The 21,346-nt window shown below is 66.2% G+C and carries 12 protein-coding genes; 9 read left to right on the forward strand and 3 right to left on the reverse strand.

Translation table 11 applies throughout. From position 1 onward, the window contains the following. Window positions 1-54: 54 nt before the first annotated feature. The gene (locus tag AB0H00_RS03215; RefSeq protein ID WP_357259927.1) at window positions 55-2,670 is read right to left on the reverse strand and encodes an AAA family ATPase; all 2,616 of its coding nucleotides are present in this window, start codon (window positions 2,668-2,670) and stop codon (window positions 55-57) included. Between the two features lie 984 nt (window positions 2,671-3,654). Between AB0H00_RS03215 and AB0H00_RS03220 the strand changes: the two genes are divergently transcribed. The 5 genes from AB0H00_RS03220 (at window position 3,655) to puuE (ending at window position 10,904) form a co-directional block, all read left to right on the forward strand. Then, window positions 3,655-4,506, forward strand: a complete 852-nt coding sequence (locus tag AB0H00_RS03220; RefSeq protein WP_357259930.1) for an FAD binding domain-containing protein — start codon at window positions 3,655-3,657, stop codon at window positions 4,504-4,506. After that, the gene (locus AB0H00_RS03225) at window positions 4,503-7,307 is read left to right on the forward strand and encodes a molybdopterin cofactor-binding domain-containing protein (protein WP_357260427.1); all 2,805 of its coding nucleotides are present in this window, start codon (window positions 4,503-4,505) and stop codon (window positions 7,305-7,307) included. The genes AB0H00_RS03220 and AB0H00_RS03225 overlap by 4 nt, the downstream gene beginning before the upstream one ends. Continuing rightward, window positions 7,304-8,533: an aldolase/citrate lyase family protein gene (locus AB0H00_RS03230; protein WP_357259933.1), complete on the forward strand. Its 1,230-nt coding sequence runs from the start codon at window positions 7,304-7,306 to the stop codon at window positions 8,531-8,533. Before AB0H00_RS03225 ends, AB0H00_RS03230 begins: the two co-directional genes overlap by 4 nt. A gap of 257 nt (window positions 8,534-8,790) precedes the next feature. Beyond that, window positions 8,791-9,768: an allantoicase gene (gene alc / locus AB0H00_RS03235; RefSeq protein ID WP_357259936.1), complete on the forward strand. Its 978-nt coding sequence runs from the start codon at window positions 8,791-8,793 to the stop codon at window positions 9,766-9,768. A 227-nt stretch (window positions 9,769-9,995) separates the two neighbouring features. After that, window positions 9,996-10,904, forward strand: coding sequence for an allantoinase PuuE (puuE, locus tag AB0H00_RS03240; RefSeq protein WP_357259939.1), 909 nt, complete (start codon window positions 9,996-9,998; stop codon window positions 10,902-10,904). Here puuE and AB0H00_RS03245 read toward each other — a convergent pair. Continuing rightward, window positions 10,894-11,343, reverse strand: coding sequence for an RDD family protein (locus AB0H00_RS03245; RefSeq protein WP_357259942.1), 450 nt, complete (start codon window positions 11,341-11,343; stop codon window positions 10,894-10,896). The two genes, puuE and AB0H00_RS03245, sit on opposite strands and share 11 nt — an antisense overlap. A 99-nt stretch (window positions 11,344-11,442) precedes the next feature. Further along, entirely contained in the window at window positions 11,443-12,702 is a 1,260-nt protein-coding gene (locus AB0H00_RS03250) for a cytochrome P450 (protein ID WP_357259944.1), read from the reverse strand. Between the two features lie 776 nt (window positions 12,703-13,478). Here AB0H00_RS03250 and AB0H00_RS03255 point away from each other — a divergent pair. The 4 genes from AB0H00_RS03255 to metE all read left to right on the forward strand — a co-directional run bounded on the left by AB0H00_RS03255 (window position 13,479) and on the right by metE (window position 21,232). Next, complete coding sequence (locus AB0H00_RS03255; RefSeq protein ID WP_357259947.1) at window positions 13,479-15,257, forward strand: long-chain-acyl-CoA synthetase; 1,779 nt, start codon at window positions 13,479-13,481, stop codon at window positions 15,255-15,257. 873 nt (window positions 15,258-16,130) lie between these two features. Further along, complete coding sequence (gene aceA / locus AB0H00_RS03260) at window positions 16,131-17,417, forward strand: isocitrate lyase (protein ID WP_357259950.1); 1,287 nt, start codon at window positions 16,131-16,133, stop codon at window positions 17,415-17,417. Between the two features lie 289 nt (window positions 17,418-17,706). Next, window positions 17,707-18,576: a 3-hydroxybutyryl-CoA dehydrogenase gene (locus AB0H00_RS03265; RefSeq protein WP_357259953.1), complete on the forward strand. Its 870-nt coding sequence runs from the start codon at window positions 17,707-17,709 to the stop codon at window positions 18,574-18,576. A 352-nt stretch (window positions 18,577-18,928) separates the two neighbouring features. Further along, complete coding sequence (gene metE / locus AB0H00_RS03270; protein WP_357259956.1) at window positions 18,929-21,232, forward strand: 5-methyltetrahydropteroyltriglutamate--homocysteine S-methyltransferase; 2,304 nt, start codon at window positions 18,929-18,931, stop codon at window positions 21,230-21,232. Window positions 21,233-21,346: the final 114 nt, after the last annotated feature.

Below are 21,346 nucleotides of genomic sequence, written 5' to 3' on the forward strand. Positions count from 1 at the left end.
TGGGGGAGCGAGCGATTGCAGACAATTTACGGCGCGGCGGCAATCGTGCGAAGGTCAGCCTTTGCCTCGCTGCGGTCTGCGGGTCGCTTCGATGCGGACTTCGTCGATGACGCTGCGGGGAACCGTTTCGATAATGTCCTCGCGGGTGGTGAGGACGAGTTTCTGCAGGATAGCGGCGACCTGCGCGTCGACGGTTCGGACGGAACTTCCCCGGCGTGTGGCGATCGCGATGTTGGTCCACCCGGCCGCGGCCAAGGTAGCGACCTGCTGCTCAGCGGTGGTCAGTTGCAGCCAGCGTGACGTGGAGTCCGCGCCGCGGGTGTCTTTTTTCGGCGTTTCCTCAATGGTGAGTGTGCCCAGGGCGAGTCGCTGCACCTCGTCGTATTCGGGACGTAGCCGCGATCCGCGGGCTTCGGCCGCGGCGAACATGTCCGGCCCGAGTACCTGACGAGCGACGGCGATGGCCTTGGCGGATTCGACGGCGAAAGGACCCATTCTGTCGATGTCGACGCCCAGTTTGGTGCGAAGGGTTCTGACTCCTCCGGCCAAGTGAGCTATTTCAGTGGCCGGCGCGACCAGCCTGGCACGGTCGATCTTGTCGCCTGAGGTGAGCAAATCGGTGATGAGGCGCGCCAACGACCAGGTTCGGCACTCCACGCCCCACATAGTGGCCCATCGATCGCCGCCCGCGGCCCTGTGGCACAGCAGTGAGGACTGTCCAATCGCCAGCGCTTCTATGGGATCGCCGTGTTTGGCCAAGGCGATTTCCCGGGCGTGCTCGGCCCAGGCTTTCACCCGCGTCGTCGAAGCAGCCGCCGATTCGAGAAAACGCTGTGTGATCTCGTGGGCTTGCTGCCCGGTTCCCAGCAGGCCCGCGGACATGGCCGCGTACAGCTCGCTCAGTGACGCCGTGCCGTGGTGGCCGAGATCGTTCAGTTTTTCTCTGGCGCGGGTGAACACGGTAATGGCACAGGCGTCGCGGCGCACGAACAGCAGCTCCATTCCCCAGGTGAATTCGACGGCGGCGGGCAAGCCGATATCCCGCTCGCACGTGTCGCGCCAGTTCGCTCTGTCCTGCTGCGCAGCCGGAAGGCAGGCGGCGACGCACTCCTCCAGCAGACGCTCGGCGTTATCGTGATCGCCCTGGGTCAGGGCAAGCCATGCGATGGCGGCCATGGCGTCGATGTGAAGATTGGTAAGTGCCGAGGTCGACGTCCGTGTGGCGTCGAGGCATCGTTGCGTCCATTGGCGCATTCCTCGTAGCGAACCTCTGATAAAAGGCATGCGCAAATTGATCAGTCCGAGACAGATTTCCAGACCGATACCGGCCTGACCCGTGGTCAGGCTGTTCTCGATCGCGGTCAGCGTGTTGGCCCAAGCCGTCTCTGCCCAGCGCACCAGTTTCTGCTCTCCGTCGGAACGAAACCAGTTCGCAGCTGCGTAGGCGATTTTGTCCCGGTAATAGCGAAGGTGGCGGTCGGTCGACCGCGCGGGTTCGTCGATCTCTGGGGTCGACCGTTCGCGCAGTCGCTGCTGTGCATACACGCGAAGGCTTTCCACCAGGGAATACCGCACCGTTGTCGACGTGATGTGCGCGGTCACCAGCGAGTGACCGACAAGAGACTCGAGCAAGTCCTCGATTTCCGCGCCCGCCAAGTTCACATCGATGCCGCCGGGCCGGGCGGGTTCGCCGGGGCCGAGGGCGTGGTCGTCACTGCACACGGCCTTGATGGCTTCCAGCTCTATGCCCACATCGCTCGAAGCGTTGCCGCCGTTGTCGTCGGGATTCGTGTCACAGCCCGCAGCGAACACCGACATCCGGTCGAAAAGCAGGCGTTCTTTCTCGGTGCACAGCTCATACGACCAGGCGATGACGTCGCTGACCCCACGATGCCGCGAGTCGGCACCGGAACGGGGACCGTGGGACCAGCGCAAGCGTGCGTCATCGGCACGACCGGTGAGCTCGCGCAGAATCACCGCCAGCGGTTGATAACGCAGTCGCGCCGCCGCCAGTTGGATATAGAGGGGGTGGTTGTCGACGCGGCGGCAGATCATCGCTGCGGTGGTGTTCTGCTCGCTTCCGGCGATGGAATGCCCGGTGAGGTCGGCCCGCTGCCGGAACAAGGTCACCGCATGCTGGAGGGCCAGGGACGGGACGGTGATCAGATGCTCGTCCACCCAGCCGATCGGTTCACGGCTGGTCGCCACGATGGTCAGCTCAGGCACGGCGTCGAGCAGTTTCGCTATCACCGCAGCGGCGCTGACGAGTACATGTTCGCAGTTGTCCAGCACCAACACGATTCGCCGCTGCCGCCCCACAGCGGCGACTCGGGTGAGAGTATCGACGATCAACTCCCAGGCCGATCGCCCGGAGAAATCGGCCTCGACCACCGAGCGCGCGATCTCTTCTTCGACGGCCGCCGTGTCGCAGTCTCTGGCCAACCGCGCCAATCGCACCCAGTACATCGGCGTGCTCTTCGCTTTGTTCAATCGGCGCACAGCCTCGGCGGCCAATCGGGTCTTGCCGATACCGCCCGGCCCGGTCAGCGTGACCAACCGGACAGGTTCCCACAGCAGGAGGATGATCTTCTCCATCTCACGGTCACGACCGACCAAGTTCGCGCCGGCTGCTGGCAAACCACCGGCGCGATCCCGACTTCTGATCGTCACACGTCGTAATCGTAGTCCTTGCCCATTGTCGACGCTGGTCGAAGCGAATCAGGCCCGCGACCCGTGATGTCGCCGGCGGACCTCGACGGCCCCGTCAGCCTCCGCCACCGGGCTCGTACGTAGCCACGGTCTCGTCCGCATCGAAGCATTTCGATATCGAAATACGGCACCGGGCCTGGTTTCGCGCGGGCGAGGTGGGCGAGAATCGCGCGCCGCGGCGGCTGCGGGGAAGAGCCCGAAACGATGGCACGTCACACAGCCCCTCGCGGGACCGATCGGCGTGCGAAGAGCGCCCTATCTCGGACACGACGAGCGGCTGGCCGGTCGAGGGAACCCGCGGGCGATGCTTCCGGACGTTGCGTTCGCAGAACGCCGGTCCTCGCCTCGTAGGTAATGACCCCTATCGCTGTCTCTCCATTACCGATGCGGGAACCTACCCCTAATCGCGCATGCTTGCTGCCGTGAGGGAAATGGTTCGGGTGGCGAGGGGTCACCCGGACACTCCCCGGCCCGACGAGGAAGTCGGGTGGTCGACAACGATGTCGGCCCGACACCGTGAGGGAAGTGGTTCGGGTGGCGAGGGGTCACCCGGACACTCCCCGCCCCGACGACGATGTCGGGTGGTCGACATCGATGTCGGCACGACGGCGGGGGACCCCGGCAAAAGGGGCAGCCAACGATCATCGGCCCGGAGTTCGGGAGCGCCACCCACAGATAGACCACCCTGCCTCTTGCACACGTGCGGTTCAGAAATCCGGGCGTTCGCTGCGCCACACCGCGCCACTATTCGAGTTGCGGCGGCTCGTGCCTGGTCAGGCCGTAAGCGAGATACTGGAACAGTATCGGTTCGGACAGCCCGGAGATCCCGGCCGGAGGTGGTGGCCCCCGACCAGGTAACGGCCGCGAAATCTGCGGTGGTGTCGCGCAACATCGCGGCAACCGACTGGCTCTACCTTTGGCGGAGAGGCAGGAATGAGGTGAGACGTGGACCTGGACACCATCCGGGAGGTAGTGGTCGCGCGCGAGCGAGCGGATCTGGGGGCGCTCGGGACGTCGACCGCGATTCTCGCCGGAGGGACGTTTTTGTTCTCCGAACCGCAGGATCGGTTGGAGCGGCTGGTCGACATCACGACCATGGGGTGGCCCGCGTTGGAGGTGGTGGCGGACGGACTGGAGATCGCCGCGACCTGCACCCTGGCCGAGTTCGCGGGGGCCGCGCCGGGGCGCGAGCTGGGGACACCCGTGCTGCTCGAAGGTTGGCCGGGAACCGCGCTGTTCGCGCGGTCCTGCCGCGCGCTGCTCGCGTCACACAAGATCTGGCGTACTGCCACGGTGGGCGGCAACGTCTGTCTCGCGCTGCCCGCCGGTGCGGTGCTCGGTGCGCTGACCGCACTCGACGCTGTCGCGCTGGTGTGGGCGTCGGATGGGTCGGATCGGCGTATTCCATTGCGGGACTTCGTCATCAGCCCGGGATGCACCGTGCTGCGGCAGGGTGACGTACTGCGGTCGATCACCGTACCGCTGCCGAGTCTGCTGGCGCGGATCAGCTTTCGGAAGATCGCGCTCGCGCCGCTCGGGCGGTCCGGTGCCGTGGTGATGGGTCGGCGGGACCCGGACGGTCGGAGTGCTGTCACCCTCACGGCCGCAACGATCCGGCCCGTCGTCCTGGATTTCGCTGTGCCGCCGAGTGACAGCGAGATCGCGGGAGCGGTCGGCGCGATCGATTCCACCGTGTGGTTCGACGACCCGCACGGATCGCCGGATTGGCGTCGGCACGTCGCCGGGCTGCTCGCCCGCGAGGTCGCCGCGGAACTGCGAGAGCGTGAGTCGTGCTGAGGTTCGAGGTGGACGGCAGGTCCGTCGAGATCGAGGTGCGGCCGGGGCAATGCCTGCGGACCGCGCTGCGCGAGAGTGGCCATCTGGCGGTGAAAAAGGGCTGTGACGCGGGTGATTGCGGCGCGTGCTCGGTGCTGGTCGACGGCGCGACGGTGCACTCCTGCGTGTTTCCGGCGTATCGCGCCGCCGGTCGTGTCGTTACCACGGCGGCCGGGCTCGGGACGCCGGACGACCCGCACCCGGTGCAGCGCAGGTTCCTCGACAACGCCGGATTCCAATGTGGTTTCTGCACTGCGGGCATGGTCGTCACCGCCGCGGGCCTCGGTTGCGGGATCGCGGGACAGGTCGGGGAGTCCGAGACGGAACGTGCCGAATTGATGAAGGGAAACCTGTGTCGCTGCACGGGTTACCGGGCGATCGTAGCGGCGCTGGGCACGCCGACTACCGCGGACGACCTTGGCGCGGACCCGACTTCCGCGCAACGAGTCGATACGACGGGGCGGGCCGGCAGCGGAGTCGGGGCTCCGGCCGGACCCCGTATCGTCACCGGCACCGAGCCTTTCACCTTCGACATGCTGCCCCGCGCCATCGCGGACGGCGAGCGACCGGGCGATACCGCCACGGCTCCTCCGACGCCCCCGCTGCATATCGCGGTACTGCCGAGCCCGCACGCGCACGCGCTGATCCGATCGATCGACAGTGTGGCCGCCGAAGCGCTGCCCGGGGTGCACGCGGTGCTCACCTACGCCGACGCGCCACCCGTCGCGTTCTCGACCGCGCGCCACCAGCTGCGGGCGGACGATCCCGATGACACCTACATGCTCGACCGCACGGTCCGCTTCGTCGGACAGCGCGTGGCGGCGGTCGTTGCCGAGAGCGTCGCGGTCGCCCGCGCGGCGTGCTCGCTGCTGCGCGTGGATTACCAGATTTTGCCCGCGGTGTTCGACCCGGAGGAGGCGTTGCTCCCCGGCGCGCCGAAACTGCATGGAGACAAACCGGACGGGGCGCGGATCACTGACGCCAACCGCAACCTGGTCGCCGAAGTGCACGGCGCCGTCGGCGACGTGGCGGCGGGTCTGGCCGCCGCGGCGCACGTGGTGCGGGGTGTGTGGCATTCGCCGCGCGGGCAGCATGTGCATCTGGAGACGCACGGCGGGATCGGATGGCTGGACGCGGACGGCAGGCTCGTCATTCGGTGCAGCACCCAGGTTCCATTCCTGGTGCGCGACGAGCTGTGCCACCTGTTCGGGCTGTCGCGCACGCAGGTGCGAGTGTTCGCCGCGCGGGTCGGTGGCGGGTTCGGCGCCAAGCAGGAGATGCTGGCCGAAGACCTGATCGCGCTGGCCGTGCTGCGTACCGGCAGGCCGGTGCAGTACGAATTCACCCGCACCGACGAGTTCACCGCCGCGACCTGCCGCCATCCGATGCGGGTCGCGGTGTCAGCGGGCGCCGACGCGAACGGCGTGCTCACCGCGCTGGCCGTCGACGTTCTAGCCGATGCCGGTGCGTACGGCAACCACAGTGCGGGAGTGATGTTCCACGGTGTCGGCGAGTCGGTGGAGCTCTACCGCTGCGCCAACAAGCGGGTCGACGCCAAGGTGGTGTACACCAACAACCTTCCGTCCGGCGCATACCGCGGCTACGGCCTCGGCCAGGTGATCTTCGGGGTGGAGTCGGCGTTGGACGATCTCGCCAGCACGCTCGGCATCGACCCGTTCGAGTTCCGGCGGCGCAATGTGGTGGTGCCCGGCGACCCGTTCGTCGGTGCCGCGGTGAACGAGGGCGACCTGATGTTCGGCAGCTACGGCCTGGATCAGTGTCTCGACCTCGCCGAGCGAGCTCTACTGCGAGGCAACGATGTTCGTGCGCCCGGCTCGGAATGGCTGGTCGGCACGGGCATGGCCACCGCGATGATCGCGACGATTCCGCCACGCGGTCACCATGCGGACGCGACGGTGAGCCTGCTGCCGGACGGACGCTACGAGATCCGGGTCGGCACGACGGAATTCGGTAATGGCACAACAACAGTGCACGCGCAGCTGGCAGCCACCGTGCTGGACACCGACGCGTCCCGCATCGTGATCCGGCAGTCCGACACCGACTTGGTCGGGCACGACACCGGCGCGTTCGGCTCCACCGGCATCGTGGTCGCCGGCAACGCCTGCTATGTGGCGGCGCGGGAGCTGCGCGCACTCATACTGGCCAGGGCGGCGAAGCTGGCGGGAATTCCCGAGCACGACTGCGTGCTGGAGGCAGGCGGCGTCCGTTGTGGCGACCGACTGCTCGGCGCGGACGAGCTGCTGGTCGACGGTGCGCTGACCGCGCACGGTCAGCACGCGGGCAGCCCCAGGTCGGTCAGTTTCAACGTGCACGCCGTCCGCGTCGCCGTGCACCCCGACACCGGCTCGGTCCGCATTCTCCAGTCGGTCCATGCCGCCGACGCGGGCACGGTGCTCAACCCGGTGCAGTGCCGCGGGCAGGTGGAGGGTGGTGTCGCGCAGGCCGTCGGATCGGCGTTGTATGAGGACATGCGCAGCGATCATGGTGCGGTGACCACACGGAGCTTGCGGCACTACCACGTCCCGCAGTTCGCCGACGTGCCACGTACCGAGGTGTACTTCGCCGACACGGCCGACGAGCTGGGGCCGCTCGGCGCGAAGTCGATGAGCGAGTCACCGTACAACCCGGTCGCGCCCGCCCTGGCCAACGCGATCCGCGATGCCGTCGGGGTGCGCGTGGCCCGGCTGCCGATGACGGCAGACCGGGTCTGGCGTGCGATTCAGGAGGAGGGCCGACGGTGACAAAGGTGCCCACGAACGTCCGCACCAGGATCGAGGCGCTGCTCGACGGGGTCGACGCCGACCTGCGGCGCAGGTATCCGGGCTCGAATGGTAGGCCGCCGCACGGCAGAACACAGCCGATCCACACCGTGTACGTTCCGGCCGATCGGGTCGCCGAGGAGACCCCACGCGAATGGGGCACGGCCGCGGTCGAGCTGCTCGACCGCCATTTCGACCTGCTGGCGTCCCTCGACCGAACCGCGTCGCTGCCGGACGTTCGCAAACGGCTGGAGCGGGACCCGGTCCAGGACCTGCGCATCGACTTCGAGGACGGCTACGGCTTCCGTGCCGACGCCGAGGAGGACCGCGCCGCGGTGACGGCAGGCACTGTTCTCGCGGCTTGGGCGCGGCGGCCCGGCAGCCCTACCGGTGGCATTCGGATGAAGGGCCTGGCAGGCGGCGAGCGGCACCGTGCCCTTCGCACGCTCGAACTGGTGCTCGACAGCGCGGGCGGGGTGCCGGACGGCTTCGTCTTCACTGTGCCGAAAGTTCGTGCCGTGCAGCAAGTCGCGGCGTTGACGCAGCTATGCGCGGGCATCGAACGTGGCTACGGCTTCGCGGAGGGCACGCTGCGTTTCGAACTGCAGATCGAGAGTCCGCAGGCGATCATCGCCGCGGACGGCACCGCGCCGGTTGCCGAGATGATCGGACTGGCCGAGGGGCGATGCAGCGGACTGCATTTCGGCACCTACGACTACACCGCCGCCTGCGGTGTCGCCGCGCCGGACCAGGCGCTCGACCACCCCGCCGCCGACTACGCCAAGGCGGTCATGCAGGTCGCGGCCGCGCAGACCGGGGTGTGGGTGTGCGACGGCTCCACCCAAATCGTGCCCGAGGCCGAGCCCGAAGCCGCGCTGCGCAACCATCACCGCCTGGTTGCCCGCTCACTGCGACGCGGTTACTACCAGGGCTGGGACATGCATCCCGGCCATCTGGTCACCCGCTGGCTGGCCACCTACGACTTCTTCCGCACGGCGATCGACGTGGCGGTACCGCGTCTGCTGGCCTACTTGGACCGGCGCGGCGGTGGCGTGCTGGACGAGCCCGCCACCGCGGAAGCCCTGGCCGCCACCGTCCTGCGCGGGATCGGCTGCGGCGCCCGCAACGACTCGGGCGCCCCTGCGTTGACCCAGGCTGTCCTACGCGCCTTGGTGGCCCGTGCACCGATTCCGCCGGAGACGCGATGAACGGCCACCCGAACGGTGCGGTCGCGCGAGACACAGGAGGTGTGATGAGACACGATCGCGCAGCGCTCATCGACGCCGACCGGGTGCGGGTGTCCCGCAAGATACAGGAGGTGTGATGAGACACGATCGCGCAGCGCTCATCGACGCCGACCGGGTGCGGGTTTCCCGCAAGGTACAGGAGGTGTGATGAGACACGATCGCGCAGCGCTCATCGACGCCGACCGGGTGCGGGTTTCCCGCAAGATACAGGAGGTGTGATGCGCGATCTCGTCGAGAACGAAGAGTTCACGCTGCTGCCGGATCTGGCGGTTCGCTTGCTCGGCGGCTCGGTGATCTGGGCCGATGACGAATTCTTCGCCGAGAAGGAAAATTTGATCAACCCGGGCCCTGCCGACTATCGGCCGTCCACCTTCGGGCACAAGGGTCAGATCTATGACGGCTGGGAGACCCGCAGACGCCGCGGACGGCCCGGCGACGACTCGGCGATCGTGCGGCTCGGCGTGCCGGGCGTGATCCGTGGGATCGTGGTCGACACCGCGTGGTTCACGGGCAACTACCCGCCTGCGGTCTCGGTCTCCGCGCTGGAGATCGATGATTATCTTCCTGCGGAATCCATTGCCGCGCATGATGATTGGGTAATCCTGGTCGATCGATCGCCGGTGGCGGGCGACAGCCGCAACCTTTTCACCGTCGAGAGTGAGAAGCGCTGGACGCATGTGAAGCTCACCATGCACCCCGACGGTGGCGTGGCCAGGCTGCGGGTGCACGGCGAGGGCAGGCCCGACCAGAGGCTGCTCGGCATCGGCCCCCTGGATCTGGCCGCGCTGGAGAACGGCGCGCTGGTGCTGGACTGCTCCAACCGCTTCTACAGCTCGCCCAATCAGCTGCTCTATCCGGGGCTGGCCAGGCGCATGGGCGACGGCTGGGAGACCGCCCGTCGCAGGGACGACGGCAACGATTGGGTTCGTATCCGGCTTGCCGGGCCCGGATTGATCCGGCTCGCCGAGCTGGACACCTCGTACTTCCTCGGCAACAGTCCGGGCGCGGCCCGGCTCACCGGCCGCACCACCGACGGCGCCGAGCTGGAGTTGTTGCCACGTACCGCACTGCTGCCCGACACCAGGCACCGGTTCCCGATAGCGCCGATGGCCGCGTCGGTGGAGGAGGTCCGCCTGGACGTCTATCCCGACGGCGGGCTCGCGCGGCTGCGGTTGTACGGGGAGCTCGGCACATGAGCGGGTCAAGGCCCGGAGGAGGCAGCCTGCGTAACCACGGAGGGCCTCCCGCTCATGCTCGAGAGGACACCGCATGAGCGGGTCAAGGCCCGGAGGAGGCAGCCTGCGTAACCACGGAGGGCCTCCCGCTCATGCCAGAGAGGACACCGCATGAGCGGGTCAAGGCCCGGAGGAGGCAGCCTGCGTAACCACGGAGGGCCTCCCGCTCATGCTCGAGAGGACACCGAATGAGCGAACGGGATTTCGTCGGCTACGGCCCGAGACCACCCGACCCGAAATGGCCGGGTGACGCGCGGATCGCGGTCCAGTTCGTACTCAACTACGAGGAAGGCGGCGAGAGCAGTGTCCTCGACGGTGACGAGCACTCCGAGACGTTCCTTTCGGAAATGACTCCGGCGGAAGCGTTCCCCAACCGCCATATGAGCATGGAATCGCTCTACGAATACGGTTCCCGTGCGGGGCTGTGGCGCGTGCTTCGCGTCTTCGAGCGGCGCGAGCTGCCGTTGACCGTATTTGCCGTTGCCCGTGCCATGCAGCGAAACCCCGAGGCGGTGGCCGCCTTTCGCGATCTCGGCCACGAGGTCGCCTGTCACGGCTTGCGCTGGAAGTCCTACCAGCTGGCCGATCGTGACACCGAACGCGCGCACATGGCGGAGGCGGTGCGCATCCTGACCGAACTGACGGGCGCCGCGCCGCTCGGCTGGTACACCGGCCGCGACTCGCCGCATACCCGTGAGCTGGTGGTGGAGCACGGCGGCTTCGTCTACGACTCGGACTCCTACGCCGACGACCTGCCGTACTGGGTGCGGGTGCACGACCGGGACCATCTGGTGGTGCCCTACACCCTGGACACCAACGACATGCGTTTCGCCTCGCCCGCCGGATTCCCCACCGGCGAGCAGTTCTTCGCGCACCTGCGCGACGCCTTCGATGTGCTATATCGCGAAGGCGCGGAGGGCAGCCCGAAGATGCTGTCGATCGGACTGCACTGCAGGCTGGTCGGCCGTCCCGCCCGCACCGCCGCACTGGAGCGGTTGCTCGACCATGTGCAGTCGTACGACCAGGTCTGGATCACCCGCCGCCTCGACATCGCCGAGCACTGGCAGAAGGAGCATCCAGTGGGCGCTATGTCCTGAGCTCGTCACGTCTGCGTACGGTCCGCAGGCCACATGCCTGCCCGACACTCTCGCCCTCCAAGATGTATTGCATGGCGATAACGACGAATCCGAACAACCACCGCCAGAACGTCTGCCAGAAGCGTGGCTGTCGACCGTCCTTCCACCGCACCACCCGCATGCCATAGAGGAGCTTGGCGATACTTCCCCGGAAAAGCAGGGTGCCGATCACATGATTGGCGAAGGACAGCGCGAGCACGCAGACGACCCAGGCCGCGAGAAACGCCACAGTGCCATCGGTGTCGGGAAAGACGCGCTGAGAGACACCGAGACCGACGAATAGCACCAGGAAGCCGTCCGTTACCGCGGCCAGACCTATCCTATTCTCGCCCGCCTCCTCCGGCACCCGCACCTGCGGCTGCCGGTGTGGCTGAGACTGTGCCTGCGAACTGAAAGCCATTGCGAAGATTCCTGATTCAATGCTGATCGGCGGAACGGTCGATTGTAGTCGGTAAGAATTCGGGTTTTTCTGGTAGAGAAGGCCGACGACATAGCGCGTTTACGCCAGAGGCAGCGGCGGCGATTTCGGGAAGACGACGGGCAGGGATGTCATTGCTCGATGGAACGGGCCCGGCCGCCAAGTCAGCTCACCAGGTGGGAGTGCCAGACGCATCTCGGGCAACGCGTCGAGCAGTTGGTCGATGGCATCCTGCGCGATGAGGTAAGCCAGCGAGCTGGCGGGGCACCTGTGCGGGCCTCCAGCAAAAGCCAGATGGGCGCGATTCCCCGCGTACTGGTCCGAGCCGATCGCTGGGTCGGTATTGCAGGCGGTCATGCTGATCAGGACAGGTTGGTGGGCGGGCAGCCAGACATCGTCGATCAGGATCGGCTGCTTCGGGAAGCTGATACAGAAGTTCGCCATCGGCGGATCGTTGAACAGCACCTCGTCGAGAGCATCCCGGGTCGACAGGCTCCCACCCAGCACACTGCCACCGAATCGCTCGTCGGTCAGGATCAGCAACAGGGTGTTGACGATCAGATTTTGCTGCGGTTCGATGCCCGCGCCGTACAGTGTGCTCAGCTGATACACCATCTCCGTATTGCTCAGCTCGGCCGGGTGCTGCATTATCCGCGTCGTCACGTCGTCGCCGGGTTCGGCACGCTTGAGCAGGACCAACTTCGTCAGCGCGTCGGCGAGGGTCTTGTTCCCGCTCTCCGCGCCCGCGCCGCCCTCGACGATAGCCCGCAAACTGGTTGCGGCCTGCTGTGCGAGCTCGGCGGGACAACCGAGCATGGCGTTCAGCACTCTGAAGGCCAGCGGAAGCGCATACTGGCGAACCAGATCCGCTGACCCGTCCGCGCAGAACGAGTTGATCAGCGGGATCGCGATCTGCGCCACGATGTCATGCAGGCCGTACTGATCGACACCGTCGAGACCCGCGATATTGGCTTGGCGATAACGGACATGCTCGGCGCCCGAGTTACGCATCGCGTTCGGCCGCCACTGCATCATCGGCAGCAACGGGCAGTCGGCGGGTATGTCCTGCTCCCAGGTGCGCGGATCGGCCGGAAAATGGTCCGGGTCGTTGAGGATCCGCACCGCGGTGTAATACCCGATCACCAAGGTGGCGGGCACGCCCGGCGCCAGCTCGACCGGCACCAACGACCCGTATCTTTCACGCATCTTGCGATAGGTCCCGTGTGGATCGGACGAGAATTCCGCTGAGTACAGCGGAATCCGCGGGCCGTCGGTGTCGATCGGCGAGCCGTGCGGCGTGCGGCCGGGTCGGCTATGCGCTGGAGACGGGGGCATCGTCATCGGCGAAACTCCAAGCGGTCGAACAACAAGGGCCGTGAGCCTAACCCGGATCATTCGTGCCGCTGAGGTGCTTTGCGTGATCTGGTTCGGATCGGGTTTCGCGGCCGCGTCGTCCACGCAACGGCGTGGTTATAGCGGGCCGTGCTGCTGGAACCGGTGTACGGTCGCAGCGGGAATTAGACTGACCACAAGGTGAACTCGCCGCGCGATTCGATGCCGGAGATAGCTGCGCTCGCCGCGCACGACCCCGGAGCGGCCGCGCGGCTAGATGCGGCGCTCGGTACAGAGGGATGACGATGTTCACCAATATGATCGGTCACAGCAGTGCCGGTATCTCAATGCGCTCAACGTGCCGTGGCCCGCCTTTTTTCCTCGGAGAGAATGAAACCTGGGCGCAGTTCGGGGCTGAGCCCACCGCCTTCCGCTGGGTCTTCTATCGCGAGCGCGACACCTTATGGATCGGCCTAGAGCTGCCCGACGGTCGCGAGCATGACAACGCCAGACCGAAACCTGGGCGAGCCAGCAGATCGTCGATACCCTCGCACGGTCAGCTATCCGTCGCTGTTCGAGCCGTGAATCGTTGAATGCTATGGGGTGCATGGCAAGTCGACGTGCCACCCGATTCTGCATGGCGATGTGGCGGGCTGATCGGGTGGCTGGATGCTTTGGGGAGCAAGGTAGTGTGCACAAGGCCGCCTAGGTCGCGCCTCATCGTCGTAGCCGATCTCGAAGCGGCATCACCAACCTGATGCCGTCAATGGAGAGACTCGAATTAGATGGGCAACAACCACACTGGTGTTCGGTCGACCGTCGGGCTGCGCGATGTTGTCAGAGCGTTGCCCGGTCTGGCGCGGGACATGCCGGGCATAGTCCGCAATGTGGGCGCGTTGCTTACCAGCCCCGACAGCAAGCGGTCGGTCGGGTTGGTTTTCCAGGAGGCTGCGCACCGTCACCCCGATCAGTGTTTCGTACGGTTCGAGGGTCGCGACTACAGTTACGGCGAAGCCAACACCATCGTCAACCGCTATGCCTCAGTGCTGGTGGGATACGGAGTGCAGCGCGGTGATGTGGTCGGCATCATGCTGACCAACCGTCCGGAAACACTGTTGCTGATATTGGCGACCGTGAAACTGGGCGCCACCGCCGGGATGCTCAACCACCACCAGCGTGCGGATGTGCTCGCGCACAGCATCGGTTTGTTGCGAAGCCGGGTGCTGGTTGTGGGCTCGGAGTGCCGTGCGGCCGTCGACGAGTTGCGCGCGCTGCCCACCGTCGTGGTTGCCGCCGAGGACCTGGAACAGGCTTCACACAGCGCGTCCGCGGAGGACCCAGAGGTGTGCGCTGAGATCACCGCGGCCGAGCGCGCGTTCCTTGTCTTCACCTCTGGAACCACCGGCCTGCCCAAGGCCAGCATTATGTCGCATCTACGCTGGTCCAAGAGCTTCGCCGGGTTTGGCGGCGCAGGCGTGCGGCTACGTGCCCGCGACACCCTTTACTGCTGTCTGCCGCTGTACCACAACAACGCGCTCACCGTTGCGTTGTCGTCGGTTCTGGCGGGCGATGCCACGTTGGCGCTGGGTCGCAAGTTCTCGGCATCACGGTTCTGGCCGGATCTCATCGGTAATCAGGCCACCGCCTTCGTCTATGTCGGCGAGTTGTGCCGGTATCTGCTCAACCAGCCTGCCGAGGCGACCGACCGCCTACATCAGGTTCGGGTGATGGTCGGCAACGGACTGCGGCCGGAGCTGTGGGACGCGTTCCGGGAGCGTTTCGGCGTCCGTCGGATCGTCGAGTTCTATGGCGCGAGCGAGGTTCCGTTGGCGTTCATCAATATCTTCAACGCCGATAAGACGGCAGGTTTCGGCGCACTGCCCTATGCGGTCGTGGAGTACGACAACGAGACCGGACGAGCCAGTCGAGGTCTGGACGGCAGGCTGCGTCGGGTTGGGCGCGGCAATGTCGGGCTGTTGCTGTCCAAGATCACCGCCCGCACGCCGTTCGACAGCTATACCGACGAGGAGGCAGGCGAACAGAAGCTGGTCCGTGACGCGTTCGAGGCGGGCGACGTCTGGTTCGACACCGGCGACTTGGTCTTGGATCAGGGCCTGAACCACATCGCGTTCGTCGACCGCCTCGGTGACACCTTTCGCTGGAAAGGTGAGAACGTCGCGACCACCGAGGTCGAGGCGGTAATCGCGGCTGAGGACACCATTGATCAGGCCGCCGTCTACGGCGTTGCTATCCCGGGCGCCGACGGAAAGGCTGGAATGGCCGCTGTCACGCTGCGCCAAGGCGCATGTTTCGACGGGGCAGGGCTGGCGCAGCGGCTGTATCAGCGGTTGCCGTTCTATGCCGTTCCGTTGTTCATCTGCGTGGTCGATGAGTTGGAGCAGACCTCGACCTTCAGAAGCCGCAAGGTCGAGCTACGCAAGACAGGCTATTCATCCGAAGTCGACGGCCGTCTTTACGTCCTGGAAGGCCGCGACAACGGCTACATCGACGCCTACGACGGCTACGCGACCGAGGTGGCCGAAGGCAAGCGGCCCCAGCCATAAGCATTGCCATGGGCGGTCAGTGTCCCGGCCGCCATGGCACACCGACGACGCACCGGGCAAATGGCGACGGTGCGCGAGTGGTCGGTCGCGCAGTAACCGGCAGCTGGTGATGCGGATGGCGTCCCAGACGCCGAAGTCTTCCGCCGGACGGTCGCTTTCGTAAGACGCGTGCGCACGGCAGCGGAAGCATAGGGGACGTCGCTCCTCCTACGGCCGTGCGGTGATCGCGCACAGGGGAGCGAAGCTCAGAAACACCGGGTAAGAAGTGTGGCCAGGCCACCTCGCAGATCGGTGGGCACACTCCGTCGGCCGCCAGCGCGAAACCTCGGGTCGCCGATGGGGAAGCCCTCGTGGATCCGACTGAAAGGCATCTACGGATGGTGCTACGGACCGCATGCGTCCACATCTCACAGCTCGCGCGTGGTCGGGTTGCCTACCAGTAGGTGGCGTGTTCTGCTCCTGCCGGTACTGGGGGTCGAAATCTCCGCGATCCTGTCCGCCAGTCCTCGGGTGGCCCAGGACACAGCGGCTTTGTGAATGTGCTCACAAGAGGGAATTGCCGGGCGCGTCGCGGGTGTACCAGCCGTCGATCGCTAACAGTACAAGCGTTACGCTGAAACCGCATGTCAGAGCTACTGACTGGTAGGTTGCACGCTTGCAATTCGGTGGCAAATTTCGCAGAGTTGGCAAACGTTGCTCGAAACCTAGCTGAGATTCGCAGTAGCAACAGGTAGACGGCTATTTCTCGTTGTGCAATCGTGTGGAAGTACATCCGATAGGCCTAGCAAGCCTGCAAATTGCCGCTCCAGCAGTCTGAGTTGTTTCCACGCTCGACCCCTGCGGCATCGAACGAACGAGGAAGTGGAGTCAGAGATGTCGACCACCGGCACCCCGAAGACCGCTGCGGAAATCCAGAAGGATTGGGACACCAACCCCCGCTGGAAGGGCGTCACTCGGAACTACACCGCGGAGCAGGTGTCGAAGCTCCAGGGCACCGTCGTCGAGGAGGCCACCCTCGCGCGGCGCGGTTCGGAGATCCTCTGGGATCTCGTCAACAACGAGGACTACATCAACTCGCTCGGCGCCCTCACCGGCAACATGGCGGTCCAGCAGGTCCGCGCCGGCCTGAAGGCCATCTACCTGTCCGGCTGGCAGGTCGCCGGTGACGCGAATCTGTCCGGCCACACCTACCCGGACCAGAGCCTCTACCCGGCCAACTCGGTGCCCGCCGTGGTCCGCCGCATCAACAACGCGCTGCTGCGCGCCGATGAGATCGCCAAGGTCGAGGGCGACACCTCCGTCTCCAACTGGCTCGCCCCGATCGTCGCTGACGCCGAGGCCGGCTTCGGTGGCGCGCTGAACGCCTACGAGCTGCAGAAAGCCATGATCCAGGCCGGCGCCGCCGGCGTGCACTGGGAAGACCAGCTCGCCTCCGAGAAGAAGTGCGGCCACCTGGGCGGCAAGGTCCTCATCCCGACCCAGCAGCACATCCGTACCCTGACCTCCGCGCGGCTCGCGGCCGACGTCGCCGACGTGCCCTCGGTGATCATCGCCCGCACCGACGCCGAAGCCGCCACCTTGATCACCTCGGACGTGGACGAGCGCGACCGGCCGTTCCTGGACGGCACCCGCACTTCCGAAGGCTTCTACGGCGTGCGGAACGGCATCGATCCCTGCATCGCGCGTGCCAAGGCCTACGCCCCCCACGCCGACCTGATCTGGATGGAGACCGGCAAGCCCGACCTCGAGCTGGCCAAGCAGTTCGCCGAGGCCGTGCGCAACGAGTTCCCGGACCAGCTGCTCGCCTACAACTGCTCCCCGTCCTTCAACTGGAAGGCGCACCTGGACGACGCGACCATCGCGAAGTTCCAGAAGGAGCTCGGCGCGATGGGCTTCAAATTCCAGTTCATCACCCTGGCCGGCTTCCACTCGCTCAACTACGGCATGTTCGACCTGGCCTACGGCTACGCCCGCGAAGGCATGACCGCCTACGTCGACCTGCAGGAGCGCGAGTTCGCCGCCGAGGAGCGCGGGTACACCGCCACCAAGCATCAGCGTGAGGTCGGTGCCGGCTACTTCGATCTGATCGCGACCACCGTCGACCCGAACACGTCGACGGCGGCGCTGAAGGGCTCCACCGAAGAGGGGCAGTTTCATTAAGCAGCGCCTGCAGCGCTGCTAACGGCGCTCGATGGCCTCGCGCGTTGTGGTTGCGCAAGCAGTGACCTAACGATTTGGGGCTCGGCTGATGCTAACCGAGGGAAGTGAGGTTCCCGACGTGAATACCGACAATTCTCTACTCCGGTAGGGGTGTATCGGCCTCCCCGCTGAACAGCCCCGGCGGGGAGGGCATCCCTATAACTTGGACCATCGAAGGCTTCGCTCCCACCCGAGCGGCGCCTTCGCCACAAAGCCACCCGACAGCCAGACAAACCAGCAGGAGCGGGACGTGAGCAGCGAAAAGATCCAACGCGTCGGTGTTATCGGCGCCGGCCAGATGGGCGCCGGAATAGCGGAGGTGTGTGCCAGAGCGCACATCGACGTGCTGGTGTACGAACAGACCCGAGAACTGGCTGCCGCCGGCCGTGCCCGCATCCTCCGGTCGCTCGACCGCGGTGTGAGCAGCGGCAAGATCACCGAGCGCGAGCGCGAACAGGCCGCGTGGCGTCTGCGCTTCACCTCCGACATCGGCGACTTCGCCGATCGCCAGCTGGTGGTCGAGGCGGTACTCGAGGACGAGAAGGTGAAGACCAGCATCTTCGCCGAGCTGGACAAGGTCGTCACCGACCCGTCCGCGGTGCTGGCATCCAACACATCCTCCATCCCGATCATGAAGATCGCGGTCGCCACGGCGAACCCCGAGCGCGTGGTCGGTATGCACTTCTTCAACCCCGTCCCGGTGCTGCCGCTGGTCGAGCTGGTCACCACGCTCAAAACCAGCGAGTCGGTCGCCGCGCGGGCCGAGGCCTTTGCGGGCGACGTGCTCGACAAGCAGGTCGTGCGCTCCGCCGACCGCTCCGGTTTCGTGGTCAACGCCCTGCTGGTGCCGTACCTGCTGTCGGCCATCCGCATGGTCGAATCAGGCTTCGCCACCAAGGAGGACATCGACAAGGCGATGGTGCTCGGCTGCGCCCACCCGATGGGCCCGCTGGCACTGACCGACCTGGTCGGCCTCGACACCGTGAAGTCCATCGCCGACTCGATGTACTCGGAGTTCAAACAGCCGCTGTACTCGGCACCGCCCCTGCTCATGCGCATGGTGGAGGCGGGATTGCTCGGCAAGAAGACCGGGGCAGGTTTCTACCAGTACAACCGCTAGACGTCCGGCACAACTGCGGGTTGTCGGGCGAACCACGGAGTGAAACCGACCGATTCGTTCCCTCCCAGCGCGGTCGGGTGCGAGTCTTGCAAGTACCGTTCGCTGCCAGACTTGTGTTCGAGTGGGCGAAGCGCATACGCCGTAGGCGCGAGTTTCGCCCGCTCGGATGCGAGCCATGAGGGGGCCGTGAACAACGCGGCGCCGCGGGCGCTGCAACTCGAACACAGCGCATGCGCCAAAGGCGCGAGTCTCGCCACTCGAACGCAGACCATCGAGGGGCCGCGAACACGCAGCGCCGCGGCGCGGCAAATCAAGCACAGCGTTGCACATCGAACACAGGAGTATCCCGCTCATGGTGAACGTGACTGACGGCTATGGGTCGAGCATCCTCGGCTATCCCAGGATCGGACCGCACCGGGAGCTCAAGCGGGCACTGGAGGCCTACTGGCGCGGTGCGATCGGGCGCGACGAGCTGCTCGCGGTCGGCCGCGATATCCAGGAGCAGCAGTTCAGCGAGCTGGCCGCCACGGGGCTGACTCAGGTTCCCGGAAATACCTTTTCGTTCTACGACCACGTGCTGGACAACGCGCTGCTGTTCGGTGCGATCCCCAAGCGGTTCGGGCCGTACCGGGACGGGTTGGACCCGCTGGACTTCTACTTCCTGATGGCGCGCGGCCGGCCCGACCTGCCGCCGCTGGAGCTGGTCCGTTTCTTCGGCACCAACTACCACTACCGCCAGCCGGAACTGGACGCCGACACCGAATTCTCGCTGCACCCCGAGGCCCTGCTCGACGAATTCGACCGCGCGAAGGAGCGCGACATCGAGCTGCGGCCGGTGGTCATCGGCCCGGTGTCGCTGCTGCTGCTGTCCAAGGCCGGGCACATCCCGGGTGAGCCGGATTTCGAAACCCTGAGTCTGCTGGACAAGCTGCTTCCGATATACGAGGAGCTGTTCGAGATCCTCGCCAAGCGCGGCTCCACCTGTGTGCAGCTGGACGAGCCCGCGTTCACCAGCGAGCGCGCGCCCGCCGAACTGGCCGCGTTCGAAGCCGCCTACCAACGGCTTTCGAAGGCGCCGTTGCGCCCACGCATCCTGGTCACCGGCCAGTACGGCGATTTCGGCGAGGCATTGACCATCCTGGCCGGCACCGGCGTCGAGGCGATCGGCCTCGACCTGGCCAGCTACCGGATCCGTCCGGATGATCTGGCCAAGGTGCCGGGCATCCGGCGTAAGCGCTTGTACGCGGGCGTGATCAGCGGTCGCAACGTGTGGCGTGCCGACCGCTACGTGACGCTGGAATACCTCAACGAGCTCGCTCAGGTCTGCCCGGACCTGGTCGTCTCGACCGGGACCACGCTGCTGCACGTGCCATACGACCTGCTGGCCGAATACGACATCGAGGGCCATGTCGCCGACCGCCTCGCCTTCGCGAAACAGAAGGTGGGGGAGGTGGTTTCGCTGGCGAAGGCGCTCACCGAGGGTGCCTCGGACAAGTGGCGCAAACGTCCGACCGAGGTGCATTTCAAGCAGAAGCACGCGGTACGGCAGCGGGTCTACGCGGTGACGCCGGACATGCGTTCGCGCGAGCCCTACGAGGTGCGCAGGGAAGCGCAGCAGCGCAAGCTGAATCTGCCGCCGGTGCCCGCGACCACGCTCGGGTCCTTCCCGCAGGCCGGCCGAATCCGCCAGGCGCGCTATGAACTCGGTGCGGGTCGGCTGTCCTACGAGGACTACCGCAAGCGAATCGAGGCCGAGATCGAGGCCACCATCCGGCTGCAGGAGAACATCGGTCTCGACGTGCTGGTGCACGGCGAGCACGAGCGCAACGACATGATCCAGTACTTCGCCGAGCTGCTCGACGGATTCGTCACCACTCACTTCGGCTGGGTGCAGGTGTACGGATCCCGGTGTGTGCGTCCGCCGATCTTGTACGGCGACGTGGCGCGGCCCGCGCCGATGTCGGTGGAGTGGACCGGCTACGCGCAATCGCTCACCGACAAACCGGTCAAGGGCATGGTGACCGGTCCGGTCACTATGATCGCGCGCTCGTTCGTCCGTCAGGACCAGCCGTTGCACGAGACCGCCGACCAGGTGGCGCTGGCGATTCGGGACGAGGTGGTCGACCTGGAAAAGGCGGGTATCTCGATCATCCAGGTCGATGAGCCCGCGATCCGCGAGATGCTGCCCTTGCGTCCGGAGGGCAGGGCGGAGTATCTGCGCTGGGCGGTGGCGGCGTTCCGCCTGGCCACCTCCGGTGTCCAGGCGGAGACCCAGATTCACACGCATATCGGTTATTCCGGCCGCACCGAGGTGGTCGAGGCGATCGAGGAACTCGACGCCGACGTCACCGCGATCGTGGCGACCCGCTCCATCGAGTGGGTGCTGCGGGCGCTGAAAGAGGACGCGCGTTCGGGGCACGGGCTCAGCCACGGCGTCGGCCCCGGCGTGTACGAGAGTCGCTCCGCGCGCATCCCGGACATCGATGAGCTCGACGAATTGCTCACGGCGGCAGCGGAAGCGGTGACGCCGGAACGGTTGTGGGCGAATCCGGACGGTGGGTTGAAGACGCGCCATTACTGGCAGCTGGAGCCGTCATTGCGCAATCTGGTTGCCGCGGCGCGCCGCGTCCGCCGGCGTGTCGAGGCGGCCGAGTGAGGTAGCGGCTGACCATCGAAAGAGCTGGGCCGCCGTCGCGTTCGACGAATCGAAGGCGGCCCGGGATCTGGGCGGAGTGCGATCGGGCTTAATTCGGTTCGGTACGTACCGTAA

Source organism: Nocardia sp. NPDC023852 (assembly GCF_040639505.1).
Classification (GTDB): Bacteria; Actinomycetota; Actinomycetes; order Mycobacteriales; family Mycobacteriaceae; genus Nocardia.